The sequence below is a fragment of the Terrihabitans rhizophilus genome (assembly GCF_033898525.1).
Lineage (GTDB): Bacteria > Pseudomonadota > Alphaproteobacteria > Rhizobiales > Methylopilaceae > Flaviflagellibacter > Flaviflagellibacter rhizophilus.
Genome location: NZ_JAXAFJ010000003.1, coordinates 25,720 through 45,633, shown reverse-complemented (window position 1 = coordinate 45,633; position 19,914 = coordinate 25,720). Strand labels below are relative to the sequence as shown.

General features: G+C 66.8%; 16 protein-coding genes. 7 read left to right on the top strand and 9 right to left on the bottom strand.

Translation table 11 applies throughout. The annotated features are described in order from the left end of the window. Positions 1-120 precede the first annotated feature (120 nt). Together SCD90_RS06760 and SCD90_RS06755 are read left to right on the top strand one after the other, a co-directional pair. Positions 121-1,473 (top strand): polysaccharide biosynthesis protein, encoded by a 1,353-nt coding sequence (locus SCD90_RS06760; RefSeq protein ID WP_319843888.1) that lies wholly within the window; start codon positions 121-123, stop codon positions 1,471-1,473. After that, complete coding sequence (locus tag SCD90_RS06755; RefSeq protein WP_319843887.1) at positions 1,470-2,558, top strand: glycosyltransferase family 4 protein; 1,089 nt, start codon at positions 1,470-1,472, stop codon at positions 2,556-2,558. The genes SCD90_RS06760 and SCD90_RS06755 overlap by 4 nt, the downstream gene beginning before the upstream one ends. Here SCD90_RS06755 and SCD90_RS06750 read toward each other — a convergent pair. From SCD90_RS06750 to SCD90_RS06720, 7 genes are all read right to left on the bottom strand, one after another. Continuing rightward, positions 2,555-3,175, bottom strand: a complete 621-nt coding sequence (locus SCD90_RS06750; protein ID WP_319843886.1) for a hypothetical protein — start codon at positions 3,173-3,175, stop codon at positions 2,555-2,557. The two genes, SCD90_RS06755 and SCD90_RS06750, sit on opposite strands and share 4 nt — an antisense overlap. Before the next feature lie 16 nt (positions 3,176-3,191). Then, the gene (locus tag SCD90_RS06745; RefSeq protein WP_319843885.1) at positions 3,192-5,393 is read right to left on the bottom strand and encodes a GumC family protein; all 2,202 of its coding nucleotides are present in this window, start codon (positions 5,391-5,393) and stop codon (positions 3,192-3,194) included. A gap of 13 nt (positions 5,394-5,406) precedes the next feature. Next, entirely contained in the window at positions 5,407-6,846 is a 1,440-nt protein-coding gene (locus SCD90_RS06740) for an O-antigen ligase family protein (protein ID WP_319843884.1), read from the bottom strand. Positions 6,847-6,881: 35 nt separating this feature from the next. Continuing rightward, positions 6,882-8,141, bottom strand: coding sequence for an outer membrane beta-barrel protein (locus tag SCD90_RS06735; RefSeq protein WP_319843883.1), 1,260 nt, complete (start codon positions 8,139-8,141; stop codon positions 6,882-6,884). Positions 8,142-8,175: 34 nt separating this feature from the next. Then, entirely contained in the window at positions 8,176-8,649 is a 474-nt protein-coding gene (locus SCD90_RS06730) for a hypothetical protein (RefSeq protein WP_319843882.1), read from the bottom strand. A 122-nt stretch (positions 8,650-8,771) separates the two neighbouring features. Further along, positions 8,772-9,383, bottom strand: coding sequence for a polysaccharide biosynthesis/export family protein (locus SCD90_RS06725; protein ID WP_319843881.1), 612 nt, complete (start codon positions 9,381-9,383; stop codon positions 8,772-8,774). Positions 9,384-9,479: 96 nt separating this feature from the next. Beyond that, on the bottom strand, positions 9,480-10,205 hold the full coding sequence (locus SCD90_RS06720; RefSeq protein WP_319843880.1) for a metallophosphoesterase family protein: 726 nt from the start codon (positions 10,203-10,205) through the stop codon (positions 9,480-9,482). Between the two features lie 308 nt (positions 10,206-10,513). Here SCD90_RS06720 and SCD90_RS06715 point away from each other — a divergent pair, with 308 nt between their 5' ends. From SCD90_RS06715 to SCD90_RS06695, 5 genes are all read left to right on the top strand, one after another. Next, positions 10,514-10,882 (top strand): VanZ family protein, encoded by a 369-nt coding sequence (locus SCD90_RS06715; RefSeq protein ID WP_319843879.1) that lies wholly within the window; start codon positions 10,514-10,516, stop codon positions 10,880-10,882. 133 nt (positions 10,883-11,015) lie between these two features. Then, positions 11,016-12,839, top strand: a complete 1,824-nt coding sequence (locus SCD90_RS06710) for a type I secretion system permease/ATPase (RefSeq protein ID WP_319843878.1) — start codon at positions 11,016-11,018, stop codon at positions 12,837-12,839. Next, entirely contained in the window at positions 12,839-14,143 is a 1,305-nt protein-coding gene (locus tag SCD90_RS06705; RefSeq protein WP_319843877.1) for an HlyD family type I secretion periplasmic adaptor subunit, read from the top strand. Before SCD90_RS06710 ends, SCD90_RS06705 begins: the two co-directional genes overlap by 1 nt. 146 nt (positions 14,144-14,289) lie before the next feature. Further along, entirely contained in the window at positions 14,290-15,774 is a 1,485-nt protein-coding gene (locus SCD90_RS06700) for an oligosaccharide flippase family protein (RefSeq protein WP_319843876.1), read from the top strand. Positions 15,775-15,944: 170 nt separating this feature from the next. Further along, positions 15,945-17,384 (top strand): undecaprenyl-phosphate glucose phosphotransferase, encoded by a 1,440-nt coding sequence (locus tag SCD90_RS06695; protein WP_319843874.1) that lies wholly within the window; start codon positions 15,945-15,947, stop codon positions 17,382-17,384. Between the two features lie 6 nt (positions 17,385-17,390). Here SCD90_RS06695 and SCD90_RS06690 read toward each other — a convergent pair whose 3' ends face one another. Both SCD90_RS06690 and SCD90_RS16595 read right to left on the bottom strand, forming a co-directional pair. Next, a complete protein-coding gene (locus SCD90_RS06690; RefSeq protein ID WP_319843873.1) occupies positions 17,391-18,512 on the bottom strand; it encodes an HPP family protein in 1,122 nt (373 codons plus the stop codon). Positions 18,513-18,580: 68 nt separating this feature from the next. After that, positions 18,581-19,906, bottom strand: coding sequence for a PAS domain S-box protein (locus SCD90_RS16595; protein ID WP_425265649.1), 1,326 nt, complete (start codon positions 19,904-19,906; stop codon positions 18,581-18,583). Positions 19,907-19,914 lie beyond the last annotated feature (8 nt).

The window sequence follows — 19,914 nt, the reverse complement described above, 5'->3', positions numbered from 1 at the left end:
CCCCGCGCCCCGCTGCGGGGTAGAATGCACTACAGACGCCAAGTCTTACCAGAACATCTGCAAATGGGGTACGCCTGTTCCTGCGGCGGGCCTGCCGCCGGGGTTGGGCAGCATCCGCGCATGAGCCAGGATTTCACGATGCGCCGCGTGCGCACGGCCTTCGCCGCGCAGGGAGCGTCCCGCCTTGCGCGGCTGGCGGAACAGCTGCTTCTGGTGCCTCTTCTCCTCGCGGGATGGGGCACACAGACTTTCGGCGAATGGATCGCCCTGAACTCGCTTGGGGCACTGGCGGCGGTGGCGAGCCTCGGCATCGGACACGCGGTGTCAGCCGATATCGTGATGCGGCATGCGGAGGGCGATCATGCCGCTGCCTCGGAGAGCTTTGTCACGGGCCTCGCCCTGCTTGCCGTCTCCACGCTTGCCGGCGTGGCGCTGACCGGCCTCGGCGTGTGGCTGTTCGGCACCGGCGTGGCTGCCGGGAACATCATCCCGCCCCGGGACGCACCCCTCATATTGCTGATGGCGGCCGGGGCGATGCTGATATCGTTCTGGATCGAGCCCATGGTGGGCGTGCTCAGCGCCAGCGTCGGAGCGGCGCTGCCGAACATCGTGAGCGCGGCGGTGAAGGTCGTCGAAATCGCGGCCGTGGCGCTCGCGCTGGCCTTGGGGGCCTCGCCTCTCCTGATCGCCGCGATCCTGCTGCTCTCCGCGGTTCTGAATCTTGCAGTGGACGCCGTGCTCGTCCTCCGGCTCGCTCCATGGCTTTCGATCCGGGCCGGGGTCGGCCGCGCGCCGGTGCTCCGCAGCTGGCGCGCAGCCTTGGGCATCTGGTTTGCCTTCCTCTCCTTCAACCTTGTCGCGCTTCACGCCCCCCGCCTCATCATCGCGCACGCCTTCGGGCCGGCTGCCGTCACCGTGTTCACGGTGCTGACCACCTATACGCGGACGGCACGCAGCCTGGCCGCGATGATCGGCCAGTCCGTGCAGGCGGAGATCGGACGCGCCGCGGCATCGGGCCAGCGTGCGCTGCTCGCCCATCTCGTCGCCTCCGCTCTGGGAAGTTCGGCCGGCTTCGCGGCGCTGCTCCTCATCGGCGCAATGGCCGTAGCCCCTGTGGTCGTGCCGATCTGGACCCATGGGCAGGTGCCGCTCGACTGGCAACTTCTCGGGGTGCTCGCAATCGTGGCGCTCGCCGGGTCGGTGTTCGACACGGTGCTGAACGCAACCCTTCCCCTGCATCGCGTTATGCCCGCGGCCCTTGCTTACTGCGCAGGACTGGCGGTCGGTCTGGTCGCGGGAACGGCGCTGCTCGGCACGCTCGGCCTGCCGGCTCTTGCCGGTGGCCTGCTGCTGGCGGAAATCGCGGGCTCCGCCGCGGGGCTGCGCACCCTTTGGGTCCATGCGGGGCTGCGTTTGCGCAACCTGTCGTTCCAGCCGTGGCACTTCCTGATCGCACGGAGCGGGGAACGATGAGCGGCCCCTTAGTCATCGTCATGGGGGCATTTCCTCCGCCGGTGATGGGCCTTGCGGTCGCCAATGAGGCCATGCTGCACGCTCTGGAAGACGAAGGCGCCCAAACGCTCCGCCTCGACACGGCACCGCGTGGCCCGACGTTCCTGCCGCGCGCTCTGAGGGTGCTGGCAGCCCGCCTGCCGGTGCTCGGTCGCATGGCGGTGCTGGCCCTGACCTGCCGGAAGGCCGCCGTCTATTGCGGGCTGTCGCACGGCTCCGGGCAGGCGTTCGACCTCGCCGCGCTGCTCCTCGCCCGTCTCCGCGGCTTCCCCGTCACACTGCACCACCACGGCTATCTTTATCTCGACCGGCCCTCCGCGCTGGCGCGACTGCTGTTCCGCGTTCTTGGACGCACCAGCCGGCACATCGTGCTCAGCGAGGCCATGGCCGCCCAGCTCCGCCACGTCTATCCCGACGCGGCCAATATCCGCGTTCTGTCGAATGCGGCCCTCATCGACATCACGCGGCGTACGGAGGCTCCCGACGCCCCGCTGCGCACACTCGGCTTTCTGGGACATGTCAGCTGCGAAAAGGGAGCCGACCGCTTCGTCGACCTGCTGGACCTGCTGCGTGGTCGTGGTCTGGCCCTGGACGCGCTGGTCGCAGGGTCGATTGCGGACGACGCCGCTGCCCGGAAGGTGAAGGATGCCGAGGCCCGCGGTGTGCTTCGCTATCTTGGGCCGGTCTCAGGCGACGGAAAGGTTCGCTTCTTCGGAGCCGCCGACGTGCTGGTCCTGCCCAGCCGCTACCCCAACGAGGCCGAGCCCCTGGTGCTGCACGAAGCGATGGCCGCGGCCTTGCCCGTCATCGCCAGCGCACGGGGCTGCATTCCCTCGCTCGTGATGCCGGGCACGGGCTGCCTGCTCGATCGTGATGCCGCCGATCTGGCGCCCGCCGTGGAGATGATCGAGCACTGGGTGCGCGATCCGGGAGCTTTCCGGAGTGCCCGCGCCGCGGCCTTGGCCCACGAGATCTCGCTGGCCGCCATCGGCCAGGCAGCTCTCGACAGCGTTCTCGCTGAAATTCTCTCCGACGCCCGAGCCTAGAGCCCCAGCCACTGCGCCCAGCCGGGAAGCTCCCCGCCGCTGCGGGTGCGCACGAGAGCGGAGAGCGCCGCCCGCTCCTCGTCGGTCCGCGTCAGGAGCAGCGGCCGCAGCCGCGCCATCTGCGGCTCCTGCAGGATGGCACCTATGCCAACGAGATCGGCGACAATCGAGAGCTGGCGGGGGCCATCCAGCCGCTCCCAGATGCGCAGGCCAAGATCCACGCGCGCAAGCATCACCCCGTTCTCGCGCGGCGCAGTCCATGCCGAAAGATCGAGGCAGCGGATGACATCCTCGATGGCGGCACCGCGCGCCAGCCTTAGATTGGCCAAAGCGGCCCAGCCGGCGCCATATCCGGGACGCACCGCGAGCAATTCCTTGAGAACCTGCTCCAGCACTGCGCCGTCATCGCGGCCGGCGCGCCATGATGCTTCCTCGATCCCTGCCTGCCGCTCCAGCGCCACACCTCGGAGGGGCCAGTGCACTGCAAGCGCCTCCTCGGCGGTGCGCGGCGGATGAACGGAAAAGACGACGATCCGCGCGCCGTACCAGATCATCCCACTCGCTGTAATGATCAGTGCGGCCGCGACGGCTCGTCCGGAAGTGCTGGCCCGGGTCATCGGCAAGCTGCGCCCGTCAGGCCTGATAATAGGACGAATAATCGCTGCGGTAGCCGTATTCACCGCCGTAGTAAGCCGCCTTGTCGTGGTCCACCTTGTTGAGCACGATGCCCGCGACGCGGCGGTCCCCCTCGATCCGCTGGAGACAGCGCCGCACCATTTCGCGCGGGGTGGTGTTCCAGGCGGCGACAAAGACGACCGTGTCCACTTCCTGCGAGAGGACGATGGCGTCCACGACCGGCGCCACGGGCGCCGCGTCCACCACCACGTAGTCGAACAGTTCCCGCACCTGCGCAAGGAAGGCGCGCATCTTCTCCGAGCCCAGCAGATCGGAGGGCACCTGCGTGTGGGCGCCCGCCCCGATGACATAGAGGCTCGACTCCGGGTCCTTGAAGATGATCTCGCTGAGCGGCACGTCGCCCGCGAGGTGATCCACCAGCCCCTTGCGCTCCTTCAGCCCGAAGGACGCCGTAAGGGCGGGACGCCGCAGATCGCCGTCGATCAGGAGCACGCGCCCCACCGCCTGCGCGGCGGACAGGGCCAGCGCGGTGGAGACGGTGGACTTGCCTTCGCCCGGCACCGACGAGGTGACCCCGACGATCCGGGCGGGCGTGTCCACGTCGGACATCTGCACGCCCACGCGCACGCTGCGCAGCGCCTCGCTGAAACGCGACAGCGGGCGCACCAACAGGAAGCGGCCGGGGGTGACGGACTTGCCGTCCACCATCAGCTCGCTTTTCTTCAGCAGCGGCACGGAGGCGAGTGCCGGAAGCTGCGTCGCCTCCTCGACTTCCGCAAGCGTGCGGAAGCCGCTGCGCAGGGCCTCCATCGCCATCGCGCTGCCGACTCCTAGCCCCAGCCCGAAGAAGACCGACAGCCCGAGGAACAGCTTCTTGCTCGGAAAGCTGGGATCCGTCGGCACAAGGGCCGGCGACACCACGCGGGCCTCCGAGGAATCGAGCTTGGTCTGCTCTTCAGAGAGCTTGAAGCGCGAGAGGAAGCTCTCGTAGAGCGCCTTGTTGGCCGTGGCGACGCGCTGCAACTCGCGCAGTTGCACGGAAAGCTGGTTGTCGGCACCGGTGCGGCCCGAAAGTGCCTGCAGGTTCGTCTGCAGCGCCGTCTCGCGAGCCTTGGCGACCGAAAACTCATGCTCGAGGTTCTGCACCACCCGCGAGGACTCGCGGGAGACCTCCCGCTTGATGTCGCCGAGTTCCGCCCGCACCTTGACCACCGAGGGATGCCGGTCGCCATAGCGCGCGACCAGATCGGCTTCGCGGCGTGAGACCTCGGCCTCCTGCGAGCGGAGGCTGGAGATCACCGGCGAGCGCAGCACGTCGGGAATGGCGTCGATGCGCCCGCCAGCCGCGATGACGCGCTGGGCCTGCTCGTACTTCGCCTGCTTCTCGGCAGCTTCGGTCCGGATGCTGACCAGGCTGGCATTCAGCTCCGACAGCTGTTGCTCCGTCACGCTGCCGGTGCTGGATTCGACGAGATTGTTCTGCGTGCGGAAGGTCTCCACCGCCTGCTCGGACACCCGCAGTTCCTCGCGCAGCGTGTCGAGCCGGTCGCTCAACCATTGCGAGGCGCGGCGAGCCGCCTCGTAGCGAGCCTCGTACTGGTCGAGCAGATAGGCTTCCGCGAAGGCGTTCGCGAGGCGCGCCGCCTTCTCCGGATCGGAGGAGGACAGCGCAACCGTCACCACATAGCTCACGCCGATGCGGCGGACCTCGAGCGCATTCCCAAGCTCCTGAAGGGCGGCGACCTGCCGCGCAGTCATCGGCATCTGTGCCGAGCCCACACCCGTACCGCCGGGAGCACTGCTGCGCGGCGTCTCGCCGCCGAACAGTCCCCGCACCAATCCGGACAGCCCGCCGCTCTCACCCGAGAACTCCGGGTCCTCATCGAGCCGCTGCGCTTCCACGACGCGACGCCGCAGCGCCTCCGACTTCAGGATCGTGACCTGGCTGTCGATCATGGGGCTGTCCATGCTCAGTTCGGCCATCAGGCTTTCGCCCCCCAGCACATTGCTCTTGTTGGGGCCGAGCAGGATGTTGACCGTCGAGGTGTAGCTTGGTGTCAGCGAGAACAGGATGATGGCCATCAGCGCCACCACGCCGGCAGCAATGGTCAGGATCAGCCGCGCATGCCCCCTGAGCAGGGCAACCAGCGCACGCGCGTCGGGCAGCGACTTCTCCTCGGCGGGCGGAGCTGCGTTCAAGCGGCCATGCATGTTATCGGCCTCTCCGGATGCGTACCGGTTCCGCATGAAGGGGCGCGAAGTCGCGGCTGCCATAGGATTGGGCGTAGGCCACGCCCGCCATCGCAGCGAAGACGAGGGTTACCGCCTGCACCTGCAGGCTGAAATCCACCAATGAATGCAGGCCCACGAGCAGACACGCGGCAACGCCGACCGCGGGCGCGAAGATGTTCCGCCGTCGAACCGTTACTCCCCGCATCGTGCGCCAGAGGATCGACAGAAATAGGGCGAAGGCAGGCGCCGCGCCGATCACGCCAAGGCCGAACACGGCCTCCAGGGGTGAATTGTGGGCCTTGTCCCACGCAAAGCGCACGGGAATGGCGGTATCCCGATAGGTCGGGAAGGTGTCAGCAAAGGCACCGAAACCCGTGCCCATCGGATTGAGTGCGATGGCGCGCAGCACCGCTGCATAAACATCCAGCCGGCGCCCGGCATCGTCGCCGACATCCTCGAAGCGGCCGGCCACGGTGTCGCCGTAGACCCACGCCACGAGCATGATCGCCGCCGCGCCGCCAATGAGCACGAGGAGGCCCCAGCTGGTGCGGCTGCGCCGGCGCATGAAACATGCCGACACGAAGACCAGCAGGGCCGCCAGGCTGCAGGCGATGCCGGCGCGTGACCCGCTCATCATCAACGCGATAATCAGCACCAGGGCCGCGCCCACGGCCAGTCCCGCACGTCCCGGAGAGGCTTCGATCATAGCTGCCAGCCGGCGCTGCCAGCCGCTTTGCCCGCGCGCTGCACGGCGGAATGCGGCGGTGGCGACGGCAACGGCCGCGAGAAGCCCCAAGCCGGCATAAGTCGCGAAGCTGTTCCGGTTGACGAAGGTCGAGGTGACGCTGTCGCGGTAGGCGGTCTTCTCGAACCAGAGCAGGGTGGCGGGGGACAGGGTGTGGGCGATGATCCCATAGGCCGCATAGGCAAAGGCGATCGCGGCAATGGCTGTGAGCAGCCTGAGCGCCAAGGTCTCTGAACGCCCGAGCTGCACGGCGATCCAGAAGACGGCCGCCGCAGAGACCGCACGCAACACAGCGAGGCCGGTCAGGTCCGGCGAGAGGCTGATCATGCTGGGAAGCGGCTGTCCAAGCGCCTCGGCAGCACTGGCGCGCAGCGGGTCGGCACCGGGAAGCGGCAGCAGCTGAACGCACGCCACGCCGATGAAAAGGATGAAGAAGATCGCGGGCGCGGCCACGGCCCTCGGCGGAAGCGGCCACTCGGCCGTGCCGAGGAGACGCGGCAGCGCCTGCAGCAGCACCAGACCACCCATCGCCACGGAGACGAGCCCCCAGCAGATCAGGCGGTTGCCACCGAGCCAGAAGGGAGATGCCGCAAGCACCAGGACAAGGCAGAACCAGACCATCTCGGAGGCCGCTGCCGCGACGTCCCGCCCGCGCTCAGCCCACCTCGAAGACATTGCCGCCCGTTCCGGCAGCCCTTCGGCAGTGGACCTCAATACTGGAAACGCAGGGTCGCGCCGTAGACGTTCTGGACATAGCTGTCCACGTCCACAGCATCGGTGTCGAAGTCCGTCCGCTTGTAGTCGAGGCTGACGTTCCAGTGGCGGTCGATCAGGTACTTCGCGGAGAACCGGGTCTGCCAACGCTCGTCTTCGCGGTCGACGCCCTCGAAGGCGTTGTTCACATAACGGAAGGAGCCGGACAGGATCAGGTTGCGCAGCAATTCATAGTCCACGCCGAATGCGGCCGAGGACATGACGAGGCTCGATCCGTCGCCGTAGCCCGAGACGCCTGCTTCACGCGCCGCATTGAGCCAGACGGTCCAGAGCGGCGAGGCGAACCAGCGCAGATTGCCGCCGAAGGTGTAGGTCGAGATATCCTCGAAACCGGCGTCGTCGAAATCCTGGTTCAGATATCCGCCGAACACCTCGCCATGGATGAGGCGCGTGGCCTCGAACCGCACGCCACCGCGCAGCTGGTAGCCTTCGGAATCGAACACGTCCTCGTCGAAGCTGCGGCTGTTGAGGACAGCCTCGCCGAAGACGGCCGTCATCGGGCTGATGTCATAGCCCACGCGCAGGCTGCCGCTGCCGACCGTGTAATCCGGGAACGCGCTCTCCTCGAAGGGAACGCCGTCGAGGCCGTCGAAGCTCACATGCGCGCCGGCGCCGCCACCCGCCACCCAGAGGCGGTTGAAGCGCTTGCTGAAGCCCAGCCGGCCATCGAGTACATTGCGCATGACGCTGTCGTCGACCGTGACCAGCGCCTCGCTGTCGCCCGGCTGGACCAGCTGGCGCCGGAACTCGACGCTCGGCAGGATCGCGAAGTCGCGCTGCACGTCGATGCGCGCCTTGGCGCCGGCGATCGCATCCACATGGTCGTACTCTTCGGCGTCGGAATAGCGCACGGCATCGACACCGCCATAGACGTCGACCTGATGACGCGACCAGTCGGAGCGGATCTTCAGCTCAGGCGCGATGTGGAACTCGGCCGATCCGACTTTGTCGGCCGACGCGGTCACGTTGTCATTGTAGAACAGCGAGGTTGCGACGGATGGCAGGAACACGAAGCCGCCATACCGGATGCCGGCCGGATCGTAATAGGGGCGCAGGCGGTCCGTGACCGCCACAGGTCCGGTCTCCCGCTCGTTCACGGGCATATCGGCCGCGCGGACAGCCGCAGCCGAGCCCGCGAGGCAGGCCAAGCCGCCAAGCACGGTCACGAAGGCTGAACTGATCCTGGGCTTTGCCAAACCTTGCACTCCACCGCGTTCTTATGAGCCGCGCCTAATTGGGGCTGGCCAGACCGCCACCGAAATTGTCGTAGAAGAGCGGGACCTCGTAGCCGGGAGCGGTACCCCCGGCCACCAGCCGGCGGAAACCCCGCGCATGGGCCGTACGAAAGGCGCGGTCGGCACATGATGCGGCTGCGCCGATCGATGCCGCGCCGCTTTCCTGTCCGGCGGAGATAAGTTCGAGCCGGGCCGAGGCGAGAGCGCCCGCCAGCATTTCGGCATCTCGAGGCGCCGCATCACGCGCGGCCAGGATCACATCGGCCGCAAGCGAAGGCTGGCCGACGAGGAGATCCACGAGCGTGCTCTCGGAGCCGGCGCGCAGCGCAGAATTGATATCAGGAGAGACGGCTCCGGACAGGACGCATCCTGCACCGAGACTTGCCGCCGATGCCGGCAGAGCCACTGCGCCCACGGCGCACATGGCGGCGACGCCGAGCGTCAGCCTCTTGATCCCAGTCGGCACCATGGTTGATCCCCGCATTCCCAGCCAGATTTCTAGCATGAGACCGCTTAAGCATCAATGAAATGCAAAGTATAACCTGAGATTGCAAAAGTATTACCGATATACAATCACGGGTTGGTCTGAGATCAGAAATACCTCTCCGGTACACGCACGATGTCTCCGGGGCCCACCTTCACGTCGGGCGTTGCGGGCACCTTGCGCTCCTTCGGCTCGTTCGCGCGCTTCAGATAAACGCTGCTGGAGGAGCCCCGATAGGTGTAGCCACCCGCGGTCGCGACGGCCGAAACCACGTTCATGCCATTGCGGAATGGATATTCGCCGGGCTTCGCCACTTCGCCCATGATGAAGAAGGGCCGATAGCTCTGCACCTGCACGGAAACCTTGGGATCCTTCAGGTAGCCGCCCTTCAGCGCGGAGGTGAGCGCCGCCGCAAAGGACTGCGAGGTCAGACCGGCGGCCTGCACGCGCCCGACCAGCGGGAAGTCGACGGCCCCGCTGGAATCCACCTCGAAATCACCCGTCAGGTCTGCTTCTCCGAAGACGATGACCTTCAGCTTGTCGGAGGTGCCGAGCACATAGGCGCCCTCGGCAAGGGGCTCGGCGGCTGCGGCGGGCTGAACCGCGGCGAGGGTCGATCCGGTGCTTTGCGGGCCGCCCGCGCACCCCGCCAGTGCAACCATCAGCAGCAAAGTCGAGCCAAGAAAAAGCTTCTGGAGAACTTTTCGCTCATTGCGCATGGCACAACCTCTGCTTGCAGGGACGCATATACACCGGCGCTTTGTCTTCGGCATTACATGCGTAGACCGCCAACCGCAAGCCTGAGCAGCTCCGGATCAAGCCGTCAGGATGCGCACCCTCTCACCTTCCAGAACCGCGCAGCTGAGGGTTCCGGTGAGAAAGGCCCCAGTGTCGACATTGATGCGGTTCGGCCGGATGTCCGCCTTCGGCACAGGCGTGTGACCGTGGACCACCACCTTTCCAAAATCGGCGGTGCTGGACAGGAACTCGTCCCGGATCCAGGCGAGATCACGAGCCGACTGGCGGTCGAGAGGCACCCCCGGGCGCACGCCGGCATGGCAGAAGAAGTAGCGCTCCACCGTCAGGGACGTGCCGAGCCCCTTCAGGAACGCCATATGGCTCTCCGGCAGCGCCGCCAGCAGCGCTGTCCTCGCCTGCTCCAGTCCACGGCCGCGCATCACCTCGCCCACCGGCACGCCATAGGAGATGAGCGTCTCCACCGCCCCTTGCCGGCGCCAGCGCTCCAGAACGGCGGCGTCATCGAGAAAATTGAGCAGGATCTCTTCGTGGTTGCCGCGCAGCGCGACATGGGCGCAGGGGAAGCAGCCCTCCGCCAGCCTGTCGAGGACGCCGGCGCTCTTGGGACCCCGGTCCACATAATCGCCGAGCGTTACCACCAGCGCATGCTCCGCATCGGACGAAAGCTCCGCACCGATGCGGTCGATCAGCCGGTCGAGCAGGTCCAGCCGGCCGTGCACGTCGCCGATGGCATAGATGCGGGAGGGCTCGGGACCGGAAAGTTGAAGGGGCTGCGCGTGCAATAGGGCCTCTGGCTTGGGAACGCTGTGCGGAGAGGGAGAGATGGCCACTGTTGCGGAAAACTGCCAGCGGATTGCCCGCAGGGGAGGAACTCACCTCGATGCTCAGTCCGAAGGCATCCGGTCCGCTGGTCCTCCGGCCGGATGGAGCAGTTCGCCGCGACGACGATAGCATCCCATAGCCGTGGGGCCCGAGGTTTCTCCCGTTCCCGACATCATTGATTAAACACGGCGCGAGGTTCCACGTCCCTAGCGCAACCCGGCAGTGGAACCGTTTGCGCGGAGCGGCCATATTGCATCCAGAGGTTGCGATGGCTTTGATCCTGGTATGCTTGCTGTATGTCGATGCCGCAGTGGCGGCCCTGGCGCTTCTGCCAGGGCTCGCCCTCGCGGACGGTCCTGCCACGTGCCTCCACATCGCGGTCAGCGCGGCCAATGTGGCGGTGCTCTCGGCCGTTCTCCGCCATGAGGCTTCCGCCGCGGTCCTGGTGTCCGCCGCTTCCTGCGCGGTCGAAGCCGCACAATTGTTCATCGAGGGCCGGACTGCCTGTTGGGAAGATGTCTGCGCCAATGCCATCGGGGTCGCGCTGGGGCTCGCTTGTACGACATTGCTCCGTCCGAAGCAGCACCCGCCAGCCGCCGGAGGCAGGCTCAGCACCGCCGCGCCAGATCGCGTCTAATCAACCTTTGGTTGCATATTCTCGTGACATGAGCCCCGCTCACGCGTAGACATCCCACTCGACAGCACGGCTGACCGCGACGTCCGCGCTCGCGGCGGGGGCGATGCCACGGCGCTGCCACGGGATGTGCCACATGGCGGTCGAGAAAAGATCAGGGCTGGCGCGGGCGATGGCGCGGTACCGCAGCGGCATCGTGGCCGTGGCGCTGTTCAGCGGCCTGATCAACATCCTGACCCTTACCGGATCGCTGTTCATGCTGGCGGTCTACGACAAGGTCCTGCCGTCCCGCAGCATTCCCACGCTGATCGCCCTCAGCCTGTTCGCGGCCATGCTCTACGGCTTCCACGGGCTGTTCGAAGTGCTCCGGGGCCGCATCCTGAGCCGGGTTGGCAGCGGGCTCGAAGAGGCGCTGGGTCCGCGGCTCTTCTCATGGATGATCAGCCAGAGAGCCAGCGGCGACCCACGGGTGGACGCCTCTGCGCCGCTGCGGGACGCCGAGACCTTGCGCGGCTTCTCCGCATCGCCGGGGCCGGGCGCACTCTTCGACATGCCGTGGATCCCCGTCTACCTGGCGATCTGCTTTGCCTTCCACCCCCTCATCGGCTGGACCGCCACGGGAGGCGCCCTGCTTCTGCTGGCCCTGACAGCGGTCACGGATCTCCTGACGCGGGAGCCGTCCCGACACGTGCATGCGGTGCGGGAAGACAAAACCCGCATGGCGGAAGAATGCCGCCGCAGTGCCGAAGTGCTGGAGGCGATGTCGATCACGCCGGCTCTTGGCAGGCGCTGGGAGGGGATGCAGTCCGGATACCTCGCGCAGCAGCAATGGCTGGCCGACCTCGGAAACCTGCTCGGCACCATCACCAAGACCACGCGCCTCATGATGCAATCGCTGGTGCTCGCGGTCGGGGCCTATCTCGTCATCAACATGGAGGCATCCGGCGGCATCATGATCGCGGGTTCCATCCTCATGTCCCGGGCCCTCGCACCGATCGATCTTGCGGTGGGGCATTGGCGCGCCTTCGTCACGGCGCGCCAGGCCTGGGCTCGGCTGAACGTGGTCACCCGGGACATGTCCGCCGCGGAATCCCGGATGGCACTGCCGCTGCCGACGAGAAGCCTCGATCTGCAGAAGGTCAGCGTTGCGCCTCCCCTCTCGGCGCAGATCACGGCGCATGACATCAATGTGCAGCTTCAGGCGGGCGATGCGCTGGGCGTCATCGGCACCAGCGGCGCGGGGAAGTCCTCGCTCGTGCGCGTCATCGTGGGCGTGTGGAAACCCCTGCGCGGGGCGGTGCGGCTGGACGGTATCAAGATGGATCAGTGGCCGCGCGATGTGCTGGGCCGCGCCATCGGCTACCTTCCACAGGATGTGGAGCTGATCGCGGGCACCGTCGCCGAGAACATCGCGCGCTTCCAGGACGCAGAGCCTTCCGAGGTCGTCGAGGCCGCGCGCAAGGCCAATGTGCATCAGCTGATCGCAGGCTTGCCCGACGGCTACCACACCCAGGTCGGCCTTGGCGGCAGCTCTCTCTCGGCGGGACAAAGGCAGCGCGTGGCCCTGGCGCGCGCGATGTTCCGCGATCCGTTCCTGCTGATCCTGGACGAACCGAACTCGAACCTCGACGGCGCGGGCGAGGCGGCCCTTGCGGACGCCATTGCACGCGCACGAGACCGGGGCGCGATCGTCATCGTTGTCGCTCATCGCCCCAGCATCATGTCCGCGGTCAACAAGGTGCTGTTCATGGGCCCGAACGGTCAAACCCTTATCGGGGACCGCGACGCGGTGCTGGCGCGCGTCCTCGGACGCGATGCGATCGAAACCGGCAGCGCGGCCGATCCGCAGGCCCTTGCGGGAAACCGGAACAAAGCTGGCGACAGCGGCGCCGGCGCCGCTGTGCCGCAGATCACCGGGGCCGACGACGATCCGCGCCGGGCCACGGCGGAGGTGCAGTGATGCGGATGACGGAGCCGAGCCGCTTCGACGTGACCCGCCACACCGTCGCCGGGTTGCTGGCCATGGCCCTGCTTGTGGGTGGCGTCGGAACCTTGGCCGGTGCCACGCTGATGTCCGGCGCCGTCATCGCCCATGGCGCACTCGCCGTCAGCTCCAATGTGAAGCAGGTCCAGCATCTCGACGGCGGCATCGTCCGCTCCATCCGGGTGAAGGAGGGCGACAGCGTGGAGGCGGGCGACGTGCTCATCAGCCTCGACCCCGTGCTGGCCGAGGCGAGCCTCGCGATCCTCACGGGAGACATGGACCAGCACATGGCGCGGCTGGCGCGGCTCGAAGCGGAGCGCGACAGCCGGGACACCATAAGCTTCCCGGCGGAACTGGAGGCCCGCGCGGCGGGGAACCGCAAGGTGGCCGAGATGATGGCAGCCGAACGCACCCTCTTCGCGGCCCGGCGTACCGTGCGCGTCAGCAAGGTCGCGCAGTTGAGTGAGCGAGCGGAGCAATTGCGCCAGGAGATCGGGGGACTGACGGCGCAAATCACCGCCAAATCGCGCGAGATTTCACTGATCGAGGAGGAGTTGCAGGGCACCCGGAAATTGTGGGCCCGGCAACTGGTCCCCATCGCGAGGGTGACCGCGATCGAACGCGAGGCGGCCCAGCTTGGCGGCGAGCGGGGGTCCCTCACTGCCGCGATCGCACGTGCACGTGCGGCGATCGCGGAGACTGAATTGCAGATCCTGCAAGTGGACCAGGATCTGAAGGGCGAGGTGAGCGGCGAGGTGCGTGAGGCGCAGGCGAACCTGTCGAGCCTTGCCGAAAAGCGGCTGGCCTCCGAGGAGACCCTTCGGCGGCTGGACATCCGGGCGCCACAAAGCGGGATCGTCCATGAACTTGCAGTCCAGACCGTCGGCGGTGTCGTGGCCAGCGGGGGCGTGCTCATGCACATCGTGCCCCAGCAGGAAGCGTTCCGCATCGATGCCCGCGTGGCGCCGGATCAGGTCGATCAGCTGTTTGCCGGCCAGCATGCGGTGGTGCACTTCTCGGCGTTCGATCGCTCGACGACGCCCGAACTCAGGGCGACAGTGGGCCATGTGTCGCCGAACCTGACCGTCGACCCGAAGAAGGGAGACGCCTACTACCTGATCCGGCTCGATCTCACCGATGCGGAGGTCGCGAGGCTCGGCAACCTCAAGCTGATTCCCGGAATGCCGGTTGAATGCTTCATCCGCACGTCGGAGCGCACCATGCTGTCCTACGTGACGAAGCCCTTGATGGACCAGATGAACCGCAGCTTCCGGGACTGATCCTCCGAGAACCACAAATCTGTGTAAAACCTGTGGTTGCGTGATCCGGTTGTGAAATTGCAAGGATCCGTGGACTAAACCCCATCAGGGGTAGTATCGCGGTTTGGCGTTTGCCGCGGAGCACCTGCTGCAGCGACGAGGATCCGATGCCCCCCAAAAGCCGACTGGCACGGAAACTCACTTCGGCCATACCCTGGGCCATCGGCGAGGGCTTCCTTTCGGCTCTTGCAACCTTTCTCACCACCTTGGTCGCGGCGCGCTTCGTGGCGCCGGAACAGTTCGGCCTCGCCAGCATCGCCATAGCCGTGCCGGCCATCATCCAGGCTGTGCTCCTTACCGGGCCTACGGTGGCCTTGACGCGCGCGCCGCATGTCGACGGGCAGATATCGGACTCGGTCTTCTGGTCCATGATGGTGCTGGGCATCATCGGCTTCGTGCTGTGCGTGCTGCTCGCACCTGTTCTCGAGCACCTCTATGCCGAGCCTCAACTCTCCGGCCTGATGATCCTGCAAGGCACCACCTGCATTCTGCAGGCGGCAGCCGTCGTGCCGACTGCGCTCCTGTCCCGAAAAATGCGCACGCGCGCACTGACCACGCGCACGCTCTGGCAGAAGATCGCCGGCTTCGTCATCACCGGTGCGGCCGCTATAGCGGGCTTCGGCGCATGGGCGATCGTCCTAGGCTCGACCTTCGGAATGGCGGTCGCCACCGTCGTGCTGCTCTTCCGCCTGCCGCAGCGGCCGCGCCTGCGCTTCAGCTGGCCGGCCGCGTTGCCGACGCTGCGACTGGGTGCCCTGATCAGCGTCGAGGGAACCGCCGGCGCGGCGACGCCCCGTGCGATCCTGCTGATCTTCGGCTGGTTTCAGGACGTCGAGGCTCTTGGGCTTCTGAACTTTGGCGTGCGGCTGATCGACGAACTTGCGAACGTGGTCAACATGGCGACCGCCCGCATCGCATTGCCGATGTTCGCGTCGCTTCGCACCCACGGCCTTGATGTACGCGCAGCCTTCATCAAGGCGAGCCTGTTCGTCACGGCGCTGACCGGCCCCATGCTGCTCGGCCTCGCGGCGATCTCGGCCGATCTTGTGCCCCTCGTCTTCGGCGAACGCTGGACCGCGGCCGTTCTGGCCGTCCAGGTGGTGGCCTTCTTCTGGGCTCTCCGGTTCACGCGCATCTTTGCACCCGCCGTCCTGCTCTCGGAGGGAAAGCAGACGCCGCAGATCATCAACTCCTGGACCGCTCTCGTGGTCGGCGTCGTCGCCACGCTCGTGCTTGCCCGGTTCGAGTTCGGCGTTGCGGTGTGGAGCTATGCCGCGCCGGTCCTGGCCACCGTGCCGCTTGGAATGGTGCTGCTGGCCCGGCACAGCAGGGCGATCAGCGTGCCGGATCAGTTCTACGTCATGCGGCCCCTGATCGGCGCGCTGCTGATGTTCGCCGCCGTCGAGATCCTGCGCCACACCTTTTTCCTCGGAATGGACCCGGCCGTGCGGATCGTCGCCTCGGTCGCCGCGGGAATGCTGGTCTACACGGCCTGGGTGGCCGCCTTCGAGCGTGGCTCCGTCGCGCTCGTCGGTCAGTTCTTCAAGCAACGCCGGCAGAACAGGCTGCCGAACAGATCACGCGGGTCTTGAAAAGGTGCATGAGCGGCAAAGGGTGATCTCTCTGCCTGCTTGGTGGGCATCATGCGGAGAGTTCAGCCAGCAGGGCTGAATCACGCCTTCGCATCCGCTTCGCAACTCGCCTTGCCTTGAGAAAGCGTATACAACCTGAAGCTGCATCTTCGACTTCGAGGACTCAGCCGATGAACTCGACGGACGCCACCGCACGCGCGCATGCCACCGGATTTTCACTGCCGCGCATCAAGGTCTCGCTCGCGCGACTTCAGGCCATCGCACTTACATCCGATGCGCTGGCTCCCCTGCTTGCAGGGCTTTGCGCAGAGGTGATCTTCAGCCAGCATGTCGCTATCGCACCTGACGCAGGCCGGGCGGTTGGCGTTGCCGCCGTGACCGCGCTGCTCTTCATCCTGCTGATGAGGTCTTGCGGCATGTACGGGATAGAGGTGCTGACCTCGCGGCACAGGCAACTCGGCCGCCTCATCCTGTTCTGGACGACGGCCTTCGCCTTTCTGGGCGCCGTCGCCTTCGCGTTGAAGATCGTTCCCCTCTTCCCCCGGATGTTCATCGCGCCCTTCTTCGCCTGTGGGCTCGCGCTCGTTCTGGCCGGCCGCTACGCACTTGCCGCGTGCATCCAGCGCGCACTCGCCGAAGAGAAGATCGCGGGCCCGGAAACCGCCCTCATCGACTGTTGCTCCGACGCCCTGTCCGGCACCACATCCGCCGAGCTCAAGCGGCACGGCTTTCAGGTCAGCCGAAGCTTCGAGGTTCCGCGGCAGGCGACCCGCGAGGACCTGATGCGCATCGCCGACAACGTGGTGAAAGCCGTGCGCGGAAGCGACATCCAGCAGATCCTCATCACCACCGACTGCGAAACCCTGAGGTTCGTGCGCCCAATCCTGTCGAAGCTGCAATTGGCGCCCCTGCCCGTGCGCATCGTCATGAACGAACGGACGACAGAGTTCTTCACGGTCCAGCCACAGCGGATCGGCAAGCTGTCCTCCTTTGAGGTCCAACGTCCGCCCCTCAGCGGCACGGAGCAGGCGATGAAGCGGGCGCTGGACCTGTGCGTGGCGCTTGCCGCCGTTCTCCTGCTCGCACCGCTGATGTTCATCATCGCGCTGCTGATCCGGGTGGACTCGCCCGGTCCGTCGCTCTTTCGCCAGCAGCGGAACGGCTTCAACGGGCGCGGCTTCCGCATCCTGAAATTCCGCACCATGAATGTGATGGAGGAAACGGGCGAGGTGCAGCAAGCGTCCCGCGAAGATCCACGCGTGACCCGCGTCGGACGGCTCCTGCGCAAGTCCAGCCTCGACGAACTGCCGCAATTGCTCAACGTGCTGAACGGCCAGATGTCGATCTGCGGACCCCGTCCGCACGCAATCTCGCACGACGACTACTACTCACGCGAGGTGGCGAATTACGCCTCCCGGCACAAGCTGAAGCCCGGCATTACCGGCTGGGCACAGGCCCATGGCTATCGCGGCCAGACACTCACCGTCGACGACATGGCACGGCGCATCGAGCACGATATCTACTACATCGAGCACTGGAGCCTCTGGCTGGACATCGTCATTCTGCTGCGCACGGCAGTCGGCATATTCCGGGCGAAGAACGCCTTCTGAAAGACCTCAGGAGCGCGCCGCGGCTTCCCTCATGGTGCCGGTGACGCCACGAGCGAGGACCGCCAGAAGATCGGTCTGAGTGATGAGGCCGATCAGGCGGGTGTCGGCATCGACCACCAGCACGGCATGGACGGTGCCGCCGGTAAGCTGATCGGCAAGATCGAGGACAGGCGCAGCAGGCGCGACGGCAACGGGCGTCGACATGACCTGCTCGACGCGCTCACCCTCTCTCGAAAGCTCCGGCCACCCGATCTGCCCCAGTAACTTCCCCCCTGCTCCAACCACGGGAAGGATGCGGAAATCCAGCTCCAGCAGGCGCTTGCGCGCGGCCTCCAGCGAGGTGTCGGGGGTCACACCGATGACGTCCCGGGACATGATGTCCCCGGCCGAGAGCTCCACATAGGAGCGGGCAAGCGCCCGCCGCTCCACCTCGGTGAGAAGGCGCGCAAGATCCTCGTTGCTGATGTCGAAGGTTTCGCCGAGGTCCTGGATCACGCGCTCGACGTCCTCGATGCGGACCCCGACGCGTTCAGCCGCCGCCGGATCGGAGGTCGGGCGTGCCGGCGCGGGCGGCTTCGCCCGGTGAGGATAGGAGTGCCTGGAGACCTGATGGTACAGCAGGCCACCTGCCACCAGCAGGACTGCGTTAAGCCCGACCGGAACCAGCGGGAAGAGGAAGCCCGAACCCGCGACCGCCGGCCCGCCGAACACCGCCACCAGTGCGGCGGCACCGCCCGGAGGATGCAGGCAGCGCAGCAGCGACATGGCCATGATGGCCCCCCCTACCGCGACACCGGCGGCAAGTGCCGGCTGGTCGATCAGGTGGGCGACGAGGATGCCGACAAACGCCGAGACAACATTGCCCCCGATGGTGGACCAAGGCTGCGCTAGCGGACTGGCCGGCACGGCGAAGACCAGCACCGCCGACGCGCCCATGGGCGGAACCAGCAGGATGAGGTGCGGGCCGACGCCCGTCAGGAGGGCGCTGAGAAAGCCTGTGAGCGCGATGCTCACCAGTGCCGCCAGCGATGCAAACACCCGGTCGTTCAGCGTCGCGCCGGCGAGGATGGGCCGGAACAGCCGCCAGCCGGCCTTGGGCTCCGTCGTCGTTTCGCCGGTGTTCTGCATGATCGTTCGTCCCGTGCGAGTGCGTCGGGCGCGGCTCGCGGTGTTCGCTTTATGTGTGCGCTGCCGGCCTAGCTTGATGCAACCGAGGCCGTGGCTTCCTGGCCGGCGGCCTCCAGAGCCGCCAGCCTCTTCTTCAGCGCCTTGGCCTCTTCGAAGCGGGCGGTTACATCGCGCAGCACCGCGATCATCCCGATCACCACGCCGGCCGCATCCCGCAGCATGGTGATGGTGAACTCCACGGAGATGCGCCGCCCGTCCTTGCACAAAGCAGGTACCGAGAGAAGATCGCCCGCGCCATAGCGGCTCTCACCGCTGGCCGCCGTCTCGCGATATCCTTCCCAGTGCCGGGCGCGGAGCCCTTCGGGGATGATGATGTCGAGCGACTGGCCCATGGCGTCCGCCTCGGTGAAGCCGAAGATGCGCTCGGCGCCCGGATTCCACAGGGTGATGTAGCCCTCCCGGTCGCTGACGATCACCGCATCGGCCTGACCATCGAGGAAGGCCTCGCCTATGGCCTCGCGGGTCGTTGCGGGAGCATCTGCCTTCTTCCCCTCCTGCCCCCAGCTGTTCGCGGTGTTGGCCGGTGCGATGTCGAGCGCTTCGGGCCAGACTTCCAGCAGGTCTTCGACGGCTCCGAAGAATTCGTAGTGGATGCGCTCGGCCGCGATGCCGGAGGCGGCAAGGCCCGTCACGAAGCTGCGCAGGAACGGCACCGGGCCGCAGATGAAGAAATCGGCATCGGCCGGCACATGGCTGCGCAGCCATTCCACGGTGATGCGGCCCGCGACATCGAAATCCCGGCCCTGCGCATCCCCTTCGCCCGGCGCGCTGTAGAAGGTCGCGGCCTTGATGTTGTCGCTTCGCGCGGCGAGATCGCGGACATGGGCACCGAAGGCGTGGGTGCGGCCATTGATCGTGCCGTGCACGTAGAAGGCCTGAAGCGCCCGCCGGTCGCGGGCAATCGTCTCCAGCATGCTGACCATGGGCGTCAGCCCGACGCCGCCGCTCAGCAGCACCACCGGGCGGGGCTGGTCATCCGGAAGCACGAATTCGCCGGCGGGCGCGCCGACCTTCAGCTCGGTCCCGACGACCGCCTCGTCGTGGAGCCAGCGGGAAACCGTGCCCTCCGGCTCGCGCTTGACCGAGATGCGGTAGGTGGCGCCACCCGGCGCACATGAGATCGAGTAGTTGCGCTTCTGCGCGCCCTTCCCGGGCACATCCACGAGGAATGTTAGGTACTGCCCCGGTCTGTGAGCCGGGATGGCGCCGCCATCCACCGGCCTCAGGACGAACGAGGTGATCGTCTCGCTTTCCGGGCGCCGCTCCTCCACGCGAAACAGGCGCCAGCCTGCCCAAGAACCGGACGTGCCGCTGCTGCTGGGTACATCGCTCATCTGGGCTT

Excerpts from the sequence above, each read along its gene's own strand:
- SCD90_RS06710 (WP_319843878.1), top strand. The coding sequence starts at position 11,016 with ATGGCGGTCGAGAAAAGATCAGGGCTGGCGCGGGCGATGGCGCGGTAC.
- SCD90_RS06695 (WP_319843874.1), top strand. The coding sequence starts at position 15,945 with ATGAACTCGACGGACGCCACCGCACGCGCGCATGCCACCGGATTTTCA.
- SCD90_RS06740 (WP_319843884.1), bottom strand. The coding sequence starts at position 6,846 with ATGTCTTCGAGGTGGGCTGAGCGCGGGCGGGACGTCGCGGCAGCGGCC.
- SCD90_RS16595 (WP_425265649.1), bottom strand. The coding sequence starts at position 19,906 with ATGAGCGATGTACCCAGCAGCAGCGGCACGTCCGGTTCTTGGGCAGGC.
- SCD90_RS06750 (WP_319843886.1), bottom strand. The coding sequence starts at position 3,175 with ATGACCCGGGCCAGCACTTCCGGACGAGCCGTCGCGGCCGCACTGATC.
- SCD90_RS06690 (WP_319843873.1), bottom strand. The coding sequence starts at position 18,512 with ATGCAGAACACCGGCGAAACGACGACGGAGCCCAAGGCCGGCTGGCGG.
- SCD90_RS06715 (WP_319843879.1), top strand. The coding sequence starts at position 10,514 with ATGGCTTTGATCCTGGTATGCTTGCTGTATGTCGATGCCGCAGTGGCG.
- SCD90_RS06700 (WP_319843876.1), top strand. The coding sequence starts at position 14,290 with ATGCCCCCCAAAAGCCGACTGGCACGGAAACTCACTTCGGCCATACCC.
- SCD90_RS06760 (WP_319843888.1), top strand. The coding sequence starts at position 121 with ATGAGCCAGGATTTCACGATGCGCCGCGTGCGCACGGCCTTCGCCGCG.
- SCD90_RS06755 (WP_319843887.1), top strand. The coding sequence starts at position 1,470 with ATGAGCGGCCCCTTAGTCATCGTCATGGGGGCATTTCCTCCGCCGGTG.
- SCD90_RS06705 (WP_319843877.1), top strand. The coding sequence starts at position 12,839 with ATGCGGATGACGGAGCCGAGCCGCTTCGACGTGACCCGCCACACCGTC.
- SCD90_RS06725 (WP_319843881.1), bottom strand. The coding sequence starts at position 9,383 with ATGCGCAATGAGCGAAAAGTTCTCCAGAAGCTTTTTCTTGGCTCGACT.
- SCD90_RS06730 (WP_319843882.1), bottom strand. The coding sequence starts at position 8,649 with ATGGTGCCGACTGGGATCAAGAGGCTGACGCTCGGCGTCGCCGCCATG.